Source organism: Phosphitispora fastidiosa, from assembly GCF_019008365.1.
In the GTDB taxonomy this organism is placed as follows: domain Bacteria; phylum Bacillota; class Thermincolia; order Thermincolales; family UBA2595; genus Phosphitispora; species Phosphitispora fastidiosa.
Window position 1 is genome coordinate 36926 of sequence record NZ_JAHHUL010000004.1, and the last position, 12230, is coordinate 49155.

General features: G+C 46.0%; 14 protein-coding genes and 1 tRNA gene. 3 read left to right on the top strand and 12 right to left on the bottom strand.

Annotated features, from left to right (window positions below; translation table 11 throughout):
* A complete protein-coding gene (locus tag Ga0451573_RS05505) occupies positions 1 to 1164 on the top strand; it encodes a site-specific integrase (RefSeq protein WP_231682890.1) in 1164 nt (387 codons plus the stop codon).
* A 207-nt stretch (positions 1165 to 1371) separates the two neighbouring features.
* Here Ga0451573_RS05505 and Ga0451573_RS05510 read toward each other — a convergent pair whose 3' ends face one another.
* The 5 genes from Ga0451573_RS05510 to Ga0451573_RS05530 all read right to left on the bottom strand — a co-directional run bounded on the left by Ga0451573_RS05510 (position 1372) and on the right by Ga0451573_RS05530 (position 4391).
* The gene (locus tag Ga0451573_RS05510) at positions 1372 to 1773 is read right to left on the bottom strand and encodes a HEPN domain-containing protein (RefSeq protein ID WP_231682891.1); all 402 of its coding nucleotides are present in this window, start codon (positions 1771 to 1773) and stop codon (positions 1372 to 1374) included.
* Entirely contained in the window at positions 1766 to 2089 is a 324-nt protein-coding gene (locus Ga0451573_RS05515; RefSeq protein WP_231682892.1) for a nucleotidyltransferase domain-containing protein, read from the bottom strand. The genes Ga0451573_RS05510 and Ga0451573_RS05515 overlap by 8 nt, the downstream gene beginning before the upstream one ends.
* A 258-nt stretch (positions 2090 to 2347) precedes the next feature.
* Positions 2348 to 2423 (bottom strand) — tRNA-Ala (locus Ga0451573_RS05520).
* Between the two features lie 100 nt (positions 2424 to 2523).
* Positions 2524 to 3741: an MFS transporter gene (locus tag Ga0451573_RS05525; protein ID WP_231682893.1), complete on the bottom strand. Its 1218-nt coding sequence runs from the start codon at positions 3739 to 3741 to the stop codon at positions 2524 to 2526.
* Positions 3742 to 3839: 98 nt separating this feature from the next.
* Positions 3840 to 4391: a nuclear transport factor 2 family protein gene (locus Ga0451573_RS05530; protein WP_231682894.1), complete on the bottom strand. Its 552-nt coding sequence runs from the start codon at positions 4389 to 4391 to the stop codon at positions 3840 to 3842.
* A 238-nt stretch (positions 4392 to 4629) separates the two neighbouring features.
* On the opposite strand from Ga0451573_RS05530, the gene Ga0451573_RS05535 reads away from it, so the two are divergent.
* Positions 4630 to 5193: a DUF2062 domain-containing protein gene (locus Ga0451573_RS05535; protein WP_269438136.1), complete on the top strand. Its 564-nt coding sequence runs from the start codon at positions 4630 to 4632 to the stop codon at positions 5191 to 5193.
* A 93-nt stretch (positions 5194 to 5286) separates the two neighbouring features.
* On the opposite strand, the gene Ga0451573_RS05540 is transcribed toward Ga0451573_RS05535, so the two are convergent.
* Positions 5287 to 5769 carry a HyaD/HybD family hydrogenase maturation endopeptidase gene (locus tag Ga0451573_RS05540; RefSeq protein WP_231682896.1) on the bottom strand — a complete coding sequence of 161 codons (483 nt, stop codon included), beginning with the start codon at positions 5767 to 5769 and terminating at the stop codon, positions 5287 to 5289.
* Positions 5770 to 5942: 173 nt separating this feature from the next.
* Here Ga0451573_RS05540 and Ga0451573_RS05545 point away from each other — a divergent pair, with 173 nt between their 5' ends.
* Entirely contained in the window at positions 5943 to 6152 is a 210-nt protein-coding gene (locus Ga0451573_RS05545) for a hypothetical protein (RefSeq protein WP_231682897.1), read from the top strand.
* Positions 6153 to 6166: 14 nt separating this feature from the next.
* Here the strand turns inward: Ga0451573_RS05545 and Ga0451573_RS05550 are convergent, their stop codons facing one another.
* From Ga0451573_RS05550 to Ga0451573_RS05575, 6 genes are all read right to left on the bottom strand, one after another.
* A complete protein-coding gene (locus Ga0451573_RS05550) occupies positions 6167 to 7351 on the bottom strand; it encodes an MFS transporter (RefSeq protein WP_231682898.1) in 1185 nt (394 codons plus the stop codon).
* Positions 7352 to 7449: 98 nt separating this feature from the next.
* On the bottom strand, positions 7450 to 8748 hold the full coding sequence (gene trxB / locus Ga0451573_RS05555; RefSeq protein WP_231682899.1) for a thioredoxin-disulfide reductase: 1299 nt from the start codon (positions 8746 to 8748) through the stop codon (positions 7450 to 7452).
* A gap of 218 nt (positions 8749 to 8966) precedes the next feature.
* The gene (locus tag Ga0451573_RS05560) at positions 8967 to 9494 is read right to left on the bottom strand and encodes a hypothetical protein (protein WP_231682900.1); all 528 of its coding nucleotides are present in this window, start codon (positions 9492 to 9494) and stop codon (positions 8967 to 8969) included.
* A 14-nt stretch (positions 9495 to 9508) separates the two neighbouring features.
* The gene (locus Ga0451573_RS05565; protein ID WP_231682901.1) at positions 9509 to 9925 is read right to left on the bottom strand and encodes a hypothetical protein; all 417 of its coding nucleotides are present in this window, start codon (positions 9923 to 9925) and stop codon (positions 9509 to 9511) included.
* Positions 9926 to 10044: 119 nt separating this feature from the next.
* On the bottom strand, positions 10045 to 11451 hold the full coding sequence (locus tag Ga0451573_RS05570) for a sensor histidine kinase (protein ID WP_231682902.1): 1407 nt from the start codon (positions 11449 to 11451) through the stop codon (positions 10045 to 10047).
* Positions 11452 to 11465: 14 nt separating this feature from the next.
* A complete protein-coding gene (locus Ga0451573_RS05575; protein WP_231682903.1) occupies positions 11466 to 12218 on the bottom strand; it encodes a response regulator in 753 nt (250 codons plus the stop codon).
* Between the last annotated feature and the right edge of the window lie 12 nt (positions 12219 to 12230).

Consider the following 12230-nt stretch of genomic DNA (forward strand, 5'->3'; position numbering starts at 1 on the left):
GTGCCGGGAAAAGGTAAAAATAATATTATCCCAAGAGGAGCAAACCGCTGGCTTATCCGTTACGAACTTCCCAGAGATCCCCAGACGGGCAAACGCCGCCAGAAAGCATTAACAGTAAAAGGCACAAAAAAAGATGCCGAAAGGAAGTTGCGTGAGAAGTTACAGGAAGTCGACAACGGGAATTTTGTGGTTCCTTCATCAATAACAATAGAACAATATATGCTTAACTGGCTGGATAAATATGAAGTCAACTATCCGGTAGCCAAGACACATAAGACTGCACAATCACTTATAACAAACCACGTCATAAATGAACTTGGAGCCATGAAACTGTCAGACCTGCAGGCCTATCACATCAATACCCTGTTCACCTATTTAGGTAAAAGAAAAAACAAGGGTGGCAAAGGGCTTTCGTCAAGAACCAGGCGATATATATACTGGCTGTTCAGAAAGGCATTGGATGAGGCTGTCGATATAAATCTGATAAGTAATAATCCAATTCTTAAGGTTAAGCAGCCAAGGCTTCGCCAGCGTGAGGTCAAGCCTCTGTTAGACGAAGAGCGTAACCGTTTCTTAGAAGCCATCAAAGACAATAGGTTTGAAAACCTGTTCATCGTTGCACTGGGGACAGGGGTAAGATTCCAGGAACTCCTGAATCTAACCTGGTCACAGATTAGTTTTGAAGAAAGATCTATCGTCATATTAAACCTTAGGGATGACGATGAAGAAAATGAGTTATTCGAGACCGATGGCAAAAGAGAATGTTCTAAGAGAACCATCCCTATGTTTCCCGCAGTGTATAAAGGCCTGAAGGCCCAAAAAACAATACAGGCAAAAGAAAAATTGCTTGCAGGTTCCTTATGGGAAGACAATAACTTGGTTTTCGCCAATAACTTAGGGAAGGCTCTGAATCAGAGTAATGTTCGAAACAGATACTTTAAGTCTGCCCTAGAAAAAGCAGGTCTCCCCATCAATACCCACTTCCATGCTTTACGCCACACCTTCGTAACAACATTAATCCGTAAAGGTGAGGATTTGCGGAAGGTGAGTTACCTTGTGGGTCATAAAACACCCGAATTTACCTTTAAAAAATACCACCATTATCTTCCGACTAAAATTGAAACTGCTGAATCAGAAAGAATGAATAACCATTTGTTCGGGTAAAACCCATTATGTGAACAAAATGTGAACTAATGAAGTTTTCACAGAAAAAGAAAAAACGGCAAGAGTCTCAAAACTCTTGCCGCTCTAATAATCATTTTGGTGGAGACAAGCGGGATCGAACCGCTGACCTCTTGAATGCCATTCAAACGCTCTCTCGCTTTAGCCGGAAATGCACCCCAAACAACACATTTAGGCCAATGGGTGCTCCTATTCCTTCGCTACCATCTCTGGCGCAAGTACGAAAACAAAATCTCGAATCGCTTTTGCACTGTTCAGTGCCTGTCTCATATCCTGTTCCTCTAGCATCAGCTCCATTGGATACCTTGGCTGAACACCATAAGCTGTCAGGTCGGAACATTGGTCAGCTATATACTTAAAGATATCGGACAATTTCGAACAGAGCTTGCACAATTCATTTAAATCATGTATCTTGGGAGGGTTTAAACCATTCAAAACAAGATAAGCCTTAAGATATTTTTCAGCAGATTGCTGGCAGAGATAGCAGACGATTTCCAAAGGAACAGGACACATATTAAGTAAATACCCGGCACTGTTTAAATCCTGTTCCGCAAGCCTTCGCCATTCCTGTGCCCGTATTTGGTTATCCATACAGCACCATCCCCTCCTGTACAATCTGCCTTTCAATAGTAGGGGTGGATTTGCGCTGGTTAAACTTATTCTTTTTGCTGACCACAACATCCACAGGCATTGTTTTTTTATCCCGAATTGCTTTGTGAATTAATCTCATAGCATCAATTTCTCTAATATCAGCATTCTCCGCCATTACCACATAAATATCCAGGTCTGAATCATCATGCGGCGTACCATAAGCATAGGAGCCGAACAGGAATATCTGTTCCACAGGAACCGTATCCACTATGATACGTTTGAGAATTTCCAGTTCATCCTGTATTCGTTTTTCCATATCAGCACCTCCATTTATTTTCAGCATATCCCTTGTCTTAAGTATTACCATTTATTTTTGATATGATAATTATACCATAATTTTTTAATAAAACGGCTAAGATTATATTTTAGAAGATTTGATTAAAGGCCAAGACCCCTGAAATTGGTATAAGCACCAAGAGCCATTGTGCTAATGTTTACCACGAAATGAAAAATCCATATACTCCTATACAGCAAAAAACCCTATAATCACGTAGATTACAAGGTTTGTTTTCTTTGGTGGAGACAAGCGGGATCGAACCGCTGACCTCTTGAATGCCATTCAAGCGCTCTCCCAGCTGAGCTATGCCCCCACATATTAACTTGTTTCATTAACGCATTTATTATTTTAACAAGAAACCCGTGTCTTGTCAAAAGCTTTTTGCAGTTTTTTCAGGAATCTTTGTGGAAAATTTACCTGTTTTCCCCTCTTGTCTTGACTACAGCCAGCCTGGGCCTGAGAACTACAAAATAAATTACCAGGGCCAGTAAGGCAAACAATGTGGAAATCCCGTACATCAGCGAGTAACCGGCCCACTCCGAAATAGCCCCCAGAATAACAGCTCCCAGGCCGATTCCCAGGTCCATAGCTGAAAAAAAAGTAGCATTGGCTGCTCCCCTTCGTTCCGGGGGCGCCAGAGAAATTACCAGGGCATTCAGTACAGGCTGAACCGCGCCAAAACCCAGGCCATAGAGGACAGCCGCCAGTAAAAAAACTGCCATCGTGGATGCCTGCATAAGTGTTAACAATGCTGCCGCAATAGCCAGTGTTCCCGGAACCAGAAGCAGCCCCGCTCCGTACTTGTCAGCCATTTTTCCCATTACAGGCCTGCCGAAAAGTAGTACCAAGGCATATACCGTAAAGAAAGGACCAATGTTTTCAATTCCTCTGAAATCTGCATAGGGCTTCAGAAAAGTCACAATTCCCCCATAACTCAAAGCAGTAAAAAACAGGACCAGTGAAGGGGCAATGGCACTCTTTTCAATAATCACACCTTTTGGTTTCATCCCACCGGTCTTTTGGGTGCTGCTATCACTCGTTTTACCGTTCATACCTTCATAATTGATAAAAAGGGCGATTACCAGTCCAGCAGCGGCAAAGAGCACAGAAATGAAAAACAGCCGCTGAAAAGAGTAGTGGGCGATGATTCCCAGCCCCAATGCCGGGCCAACTGACATAGCTATAGTTGAAGAAATCCCGTAATACCCCATTCCTTCGCCACGCCTGACAGCCGGAATAACATCAGACGCCACTGTTCCGGCAGCAGTTGTGGTTGCCCCCCAGCCCAGCCCGTGCACCATCCTCAGGGCAAGGAGCACCCATACCAGATAAGCCCAGGTGTAGCTGGCAGCCGAAATAAGAAAAATGATGATACCGGAAATCAGGACCGCCTTTCTTCCCTTGCTGTCCAGGAGATTGCCGGAAAACGGCCGCACCAGGACAGCGGCAAAGGTGAACAGACCCACAATCAGCCCGGCAACAGTTTCACTGCCCCCTATAGATTTGGCATAAACCGGCAGGGTTGGCAGCAGGATATACATTGAAGTAAACATAAGAAATTGAACTAAAATTACCAGGATAAAGGGCTTGGTCCAGATTTGTGCCCTGACCGCAGATTTGTCGTTATGCAAAATCCACCACTCCAATTTTTGTATTTAAACAGCTAAATTGTACTTCAACAGCCAATTTTAAACACAAAAGCGCCCCCAAGGGCGCTCTTTATGTAATTCTACTGGTCTAGCGGAATACTTCCACCAGGGCTATGTGGATTGGGTGATCCGTAAACTGCGCCATTTACTCCGCCCATTCCACCAGCAGGGGGCATCCCTCCCGTAGGGGGCATCCCTCCTGCAGGGGGCATTCCGGAAGCAGAGCCCTCGGCTCCATGACTGTCTACGCCTTCCATGCCCAGGCTGGTAATTTTCCAATTATTCTCGTCTTTCTCCATCGTAATCATCATGTTAATCTCAGGCATGCTGGTAATGCCCGTTTCAAATTTAACCGGAACATTGGCAGCTTTACCCACAACTTCACCCTTTTGCACAGCAAAGCTTTTAAACATCATGCCATTACTTTTCTTCTCGTTTACATACTCCTCTTTACTCATGGACCAGTCCTTGAGGTATCCATAGGCCGCATCAGGCTTGCCATCCTGAAGGGCCTGATAATAAGCCTGCGCCACCCCCTCGGGGGAATCCGGGGAAAATGCGTTCTTGTTACCGCCACATCCCGCAGCCAAAAGCACGAGCATCCCCAAACAAAGAACCAGAATCTTTCTCAAAACAATATCCCTCCTTTCAATAATACTAAGTTATTTCGGTATGATTTGTTTTTTTCCTTTTTTATAAACATATTTTTTAATTAATGTTACAGACCTAAAGCCTCTTTTTATAACTAAACCTGTACATCGAGTATCGGGGTGAGATATAATATAAGCGTGAAGCAGAATAATATTAGAATAACACGCAATTTGTTCGACAAAGGAGAGGTAGCAAATCTATACTAAAATAAAAACTAAGCTGACAAAATTGGTTAATATTAAAGATAATCCTCACAAGCTGGCAAAAAGTATCGCTCTGGGTTTTGCCTTGGCGCTTTTACCTCTACCCGGACTAAACCTGCCACTTGGGCTGATTCTGGCAAAGCTCTTAAAATTTAATATCATCGCCACAACCTTGCCGGCACTGCTGCTGACTTACGTTTCTCCCCTGCTTTACCTCCTTAATTATAAGACCGGAGCTATTTTTATCACCTCCGCTGAAGCCCCTCCCCAGGATTTTGAATATGACCTGACTTTCTGGGATAAGGTAGTTGATTTCTTTTCCCATGCAGGTCCAGCTTATTTATTGGGGAGCGTTATTAATGCCTTATTGGCAGCAACAGCATCTTACTTTATCTTTCTGTTCATTTACAAAAATGCCGGCAGATTTTTTGGTGGCAAAAAGATCAGACTGGTCAGGATTATGAACCTGCAAGGCTTTCTCGCTCGCACCTGTTCAATCAAAAACCCACATATGCTCCGAAAACTTAAGCTGAAAAAAGCCAGCCAAAGAAAAACATGCCCGGCCGAGAGCCAGGCATAATATAGGCTCAACTGAAAAACCCGGAAAGCATTCCGGGTTTTGTTTGTTAGTCCCGCTACTGCAGCCACTTCTTTCTTTATGATTATTATGTGACTACGGTTCCAGATGTCTCAGGCTCATAATGATTTCATCAGTTACCAGAGCCTTCAGTTTACCCATTGCTGCCGCTACAGGTGTTGACAATTCTTCGCCCCAGTCAATTTCCTTTGGTTCCACACCGAAAATAATAGTTGGCGGAAGAGATTCCAGCAATCTGGCCTGCTGGAGAAAATCATAAATTCCCAGGTCATGATATGAGATTTTGAATTCCCTGGGAATAACGTTAACTTTATCCGGCTCAAACCTGAAAATACTACCCGGCTCCGCTCCAGCCTTCACACAGTCAATAATAATAAGCTTGGCCACATCATCAATATATGCAAGCAGTTCCAGACCCTGGGTCCCGCCCTCCAGCATCTCCACATTATCCGGAAATTCCTCCTCTTGCAGCCTCTTGACCAGATGGACCCCCAGACCTTCATCACTCAATATAGAGTTCCCAACCCCCAGAACCAAAACCTTGTTTTTCACTGCCATGTTTTTCACCGACCCCTGCACATTTCCGTCCGGTTATAATTTAAACCAAATGCAGCATTACTATAACCAGGCGGGACACATTCACCAAATCCTGTACATGTTAAATTGTGCCATCAGGTTTTTGAATAACCCAAATAAGTTACACGAAAAATAGATTCAATGGAGGGATTTGGGTGAACGAAACTAACCACAGCTTTACGACAACTGACTGGCTTTGGATAATTCTCCTGGGCTTCCTGATATCAGGGTGCCCCAGAGGCAGCTTTCTGGCAAAAATTATCGACCCATTAAGCAGAAAAGGCAGGATACCGGCATTTATTGGTTCCCACCTTTTTCGATATGGCCTGCTGGTTTTTCTGTTTACTGACAACAACAGCCGGTAAAACAAGGGCTCACCTCAGGAAGCGACTCCGCTAGCCTGTGACAGGTTCCTGTTATCTCTAAGCAGCAGCCCAAACAATCCGGCTGCCACAGGCAGCATAAAGAGCAGCCTAAGAGCTGTTACCAGGCCATAAACGTCAGCCACCCAGGCTATTGGGGTGACGGCAAGTCCGGCCAGCCCCATAGAAAGCCCTATAGTAATCCCTGATGCCAAACCACGGCTTGCCGGAAGAACCTCCTGAGCAGCCACCACCGTTACCGAAAACGAACCCATCAACAGAGCCCCGGCCACTCCCAGAAGCACTGTACTAATAATCCCCTGTGTATAGAAAAATCCAAAAAATGCCGGAGTAGCCAGTAGCAGCGACAGGACCGTAACACCCTTCCGGCCTAACCGGTCCGAAATCCAGCCCCCTGCCAGACCGCCGGCAGCGCCCGCAAACAGCATTATTGAGACCAAGTGTCCTGAGGCAATACTGGAAAGTGCCTGGGTTTTGAAGAAGTTGGGGAGGAGAACAATCAAGCCCATATAAACGGTTGATCTGATAACAATCACTATCACAATTTTAGTGATTTCCCAGGCAGATCCCAGCAGGTCCCTGAAAGAAGCTCTGGATGCCTTGCCATGGGACCTTTTCTCCTTCTGGGGCACCTTGGCAAACCTAATGAGAAACAGGGATACCAGAATTCCGGGAATCAATAGGTACATAGTACCATTAAGCCCGGTTCGGGCAAGAAGAGGTATGAAAACAACCGGACTGAGTGCAAAACCTGTATTCCCCATCGCCATAAAGGTGCTCATCATAAAACCTTTCCGGCTGCCGCTGACTTCACCCAGCAGCGCTGTCGCCTGGGGATGGAAAGTTGCGGTCCCCAAACCAGCCAAGGCTGATAACAGTACCAGAATCCAGTAATTCGTGGTTAGACCTATCAGACTAAGAAACACCGTCATCCACAAAGTACCCACATAGAGCAGCCAGCTCTTTCCCTGACGATCAATAAAATATCCCAACACTGGCTGGACAATTGAAGATGACAGGGTGAAAACAGAAACCAGAAAAGTTGCTTTGGCATAGCCGAACCCGGTCACCGCTATTAAAAACGGCAGTAGCTGCGGCAAAAAGTTGGAGTAAATATCATTTATCAGATGTGCAATTGACAGTACAGAAACAGTACTATATTGAATCTTTGGCGAATTCATTTTTTATCCCCCATTATTGCCCGCAAAACACAATTTTAATTTAATACCCCTAAGGGGTAACGTTATCATTTTAAAACAAAACCTCCATGCTGTCAATTTCAGTCTGGAGGTTTTACATTTATTTCAGCAAGATATTTTTCTGCCATCATCCCGGCTATCGCCCCATCGCCGACAGCGGTCGCCACCTGCCGGATTTTTTTATCCCTGATATCGCCGGCCGCATAAACTCCCCGGACATCTGTACTTAAATCTTCATTTGTGATGACATATCCCCATTCATTTAACCTTACTAATTCTTTAAAGGTTTCAGATCTGGGCTGCAAACCAATATAAACAAAGATCCCGTCAGCCGGAACAGTCGAGGTTTCCTTTGTTTTCAAGTTTTCTATAAGTACGCTGTTGACAACGCTGTCTCCCTGGATTTTTCTAACTTCTGATTCCCAGATAACATCAATCCCGGAATTCTTCAGGAGTTCATCCTGGGCAACCCCGGAAGCCTGAAAATGGTCAAGTTGGTGTACAACAGTGATATGTGAGGCATACTTAGTAAGGAAAACGGCTTCCTCTACAGCCGAATTACCTCCCCCCACCACAATCAGCCTGCGATCCTGGTACAGAGCGCCGTCACAGGCAGCACAATAATGCACCCCCCGACCGCGGTATTCGCGTTCCCCTTCAGCGAGCAGTTTTCGCGGTTCAGCCCCTGTAGCAATAATCACACACCTGGCGTAATAATCGGTGTCTCCTGTTTTCACACACTTCGTGTCTTTGCTGAGGTCAATCTCCAGAACTTCCTGAAGAGAATCTATAGCTGCTCCAAAAGACATTGCCTGGTCCGTCATATTCCGCATCAGGTCCGCCCCCCTGACAGTCCCGTTAGTGCCGGGATAATTTGAGATATGAAAAGTTGTGGCTGCCTGCCCACCCGGAAGCCCTTCGTCAATTAAAACAGTCTTCTTCTTCGCCCGCGCCAGATAAATGGCTGCTGTCAACCCCGCCGGCCCGGCTCCCAGCACAAGCACATCACACTCATAGCTCCGGCGTTCCGGTTGGGGACAGTCGTCACCCAAAACATTCTCAATATATCTTCTAAGTTCCGGGTTTGTTATGTACCCTGTCAGCCTCTGGCATACCTCTTCACCATTCCTGTAGAACATTACCGTCGGACTGCTTTTTACCCCCAGCCGGTCTGCCAACTCCCGGTTCTGCTGGCGGAGTATCTTTACAAACTTCATGTGCTTTGCGTACTTCTCCGCCAGTTTATCAAAAACTGGTGACAGGGCTTCACAGGGTGGGCAGTCATCGGAATAAAAATCAATAATAACCGGCATTTCACTCATTATGATATCATCTTCAAACTTCTTTTGATTACTCTCAATAACATTTTCAGCCAACATAACCACTCCTGTGGAAACCATATTATATGGAATATCTTTTCCTCATCCCGGCATTTTATCCGTTAGCCGTGATTTCCGGCTGTCCATAAATAAGACTTTTTTTCATATTCTGCCATGCTTTTGTATTCACAGCAATAATTAAAGGCTGCCCCCTTACTCATCGGGACAGCCCCATCATACAACTCCGCTTCGCTCAAAATATTGTATAAAATGTTTGTTTACAGCAAATCCAAAAGTTCATCAAGGTCAGAGCTTAACTCTCTTAAAGCCTCGATGCGTTCTTCCTGTACCTCACAAATTTTTTCAAAGCACTGGGCAGCGCCGGCGAAATCCTTAGTTCGCTTATGCAGTCTCAACTTCAGGGTTTCTGCACTAATTAATCCATGTGTCCCGGTCAGTTGGGTCCTGTCATCCCTGAGCAGCTCCAACCTTTCCCTGATTTCTATAATCTCTTCTTCGGTAAGGGAATCCGTGTCTTGTCTCAGCTTCTTTATCTCATCCTTGACCTGACGCAGCTTGTCACGGACTTCGTCCCTCAGCTCAGTCAGTTCGGAATTGGTTGATTTTGCTAGCTGCGCCGTTTCTCTCATCCTATTCCGGTGCTGCTGCTGATTACTGCCGGAATCCTTCTTTTCTTCACTGTGCCCGTTACCCATGCCGGACTGTCCGTTACCCGGAGCAGCATATGCTATGGTTCCAAATGCAAGCATCAGCAATGCCAGGAATGCAGCAAGGATCTTTTTCATTTTCCAGGCCCCCTTTACTCAACTTCCAGGTCACTGTCTGAAATTGTATCCAGGTTCTCCAGTGACTTTACCAGGCTGTTAATCTCTTTATCCATCTCACTGACTAAGGCTTGGCCTGAACCTGCCGAAACACGGTTGTCGCTTTTTATTACCAAGTCCTCACCGGACTCAGCCGTCTTGCTATTATCTGTCGGCTGTACCATTTCGACCGTCACCTTGTCCGTCTGAACTTGAGGCGTCTTTCCCTGCATTCCGGTATTTCCGGGTTCCGCGCTAAGACCCGCGTTCCCAGGTTCTTTCTCTCTATCTCTCTGTTGTGTATTAGTCCCGCCTTCAACCGTTTTATCTGTCTTATTTTGTGGGTCGCCCTGCCCACACCCTGCGGTCGCAAGGAAAACTGAAAGTAAAACACACACTATCAGTTTTTTCAAAGTTACCCACCCCCCTAAATATACCCCCCTCCTGTGCGGGTGTCCCTGCTTATAAGTATATTTTACACAGGATTTTTTACACAGGAATGAAAGAATTGTAAACAGTTTGTTAATAATGCTTAAAATGAATCCGGAAACTCTCCCCGTGGCAGCATTATCTTAAAAACTGTCCCCTGCCCTGCAGCGCTCCGAGCTGTGATACTTCCTCCATGAAGCTCCACGAGGTCTTTTACTATACTTAATCCCAATCCTGAGCCACCTGCTGAGGAGTCCCGCGACTTGTCGACCCGATAAAATTTTTCAAATATAAATGGCAATTCAGCGGCAGGGATTCCGATTCCATTATCCTTTACCAGTATTTTCACCACACTGCCGGTAAGCTCTGCCGAAACCTCAATCCTGCCGCCATCAGGGGTATACCTGCACGCATTGCTGAGGAGATTGATAAGCACCTGTTTTAATCTGTCAGGGTCAGCCTGAAGGGACAGTTTTTCCGGGGTAACAGTTACGCCAGAGGCAAGGATATCCTTACCTGAAGAGCGGCACACAGTGAGGATACTGTCATTTATTAGCTCAAGAAGCTCGATCTTCTGTTTATTCAGCTTAATCACACCTGCTTCGATTTTGGTCAGGTCCAGCAGATCATTGGTCAGTCTGGTAAGCCGGTTTGTCTCATCAAAAGCCATCCTGAGGTACTTTTCCCGGTCTTGGGTACAAATCACCCCATCAAGAATTCCCTGGATAAAACCACGTACAGAAGTCAGGGGAGTCCGCAGTTCATGGGAGACTCCGGCGATAAACTCCCGCCTCATCCTGTCAGTTTCGGCGAGCCTGTTTTTCATATGATTGAACGAATGAGTAAGGTGTCCAATCTCATCATCAGCCATTCCAGAGGCATCGGCTACTGTTTCCCCCCGGGCAATCTGTTCTGCCATCCGGCTCAGCTCAATTACCGGCCGGGAAATCCTGCGGGAAGTCACCCAGACAAGAATCAACCCGACAGCAAGGGCCATTCCGGCAGTAATCAGAATTATTTCATATACCCTGCCAAGAGCCTGATCCACTTCATAAACCGGCGAAAAAAGCAGAATCGCTCCCTTGGTATTTGCAGCCCCGGTGGGAATCCCCACTACAACCACATATGTACTCAATTCACTGGCATACTGCTGCCTCCTGACTACTTTTTCACCATCCAAGACCTTTTTAAGAATAGTTTCCAGTTCGTCGTCAAGGCCGGTATTGGCGCCAGTAGCTGAACTGCGCCCGCCAACTATGATAATCCTGGAATTGGTCACCTTACCGATTAGATTAATCTGTTTTTCCAGTTCCTCTCTCGTTAAATCACCCCTGCTGTATCTGATGAGCTGGGTTTCCACCTGTCTGCCGGTATTGGTGAGTTCCTCCTGCTTATTATTAAAGAAATAAACCTTCAGATACTGTGACATTAAAACTGAAAGCAGCCCTATTATTAATACCATTATTATAATATATGTTACCAACAGCCTCCGGAAAACCCCGCCCTTCATTGCAGTCACCCCTGTCAATCAATTTCAAGTTTGTAACCTACACCCCAGACCGTGCTGATACGCCATTCCGGCCCGCCTGCCGCCAGCTTTTCCCGGAGCCTTTTGACATGGACATCAACCGTCCTCGTTTCACCCATATAATCATAACCCCAAACCTTTTCCAGAAGCTGTTCTCTGGTAAAGACGATATTAGGGTTTCCCAGCAGAAAAGCCAGCAGCTGGATTTCTTTCGGCTTGAGATTAACCTTTGTACCCTCACAGTAAACTGTATAACAGGACAGGTTAACCTCCAGATTCCCCACCCTTAGAACCTCCTGACTTGGCAGTTCAGAGCCCGTCTGTCCTGGCGCCGCCTGGTTCGAGCCCGCTCCTGCCAAACCAGTCTGACCGGAAACCGGGCTGTCCACAGCCCTGCGCAGCAGCGCCCTGACACGGGCCACGACCTCCTTGGGATCAAAGGGTTTGACAACATAATCATCAGCACCTATATCCAAACCGCTGACCTTATCCTCGGTGGTATCCCGGGCAGTCAGCATAAGGATGGGCGCACTGCTCACAGCCCGTATCATTTTGCACACTTCCCATCCATTAATAATGGGAAGCATTATATCCAGAACAACCAGGTCAGGCTTTTCTTCCCTGAACCTGTCAAGAGCCTCACTGCCATTCCTGGCAAAAACCAGTTCAAAACCCTCATTGGCCAGGTAAAGTCTCAGTATTTCGCATATATTGGCATCATCGTCAACCACCAGGATTTTGGAAGACATATTTTTCACCTC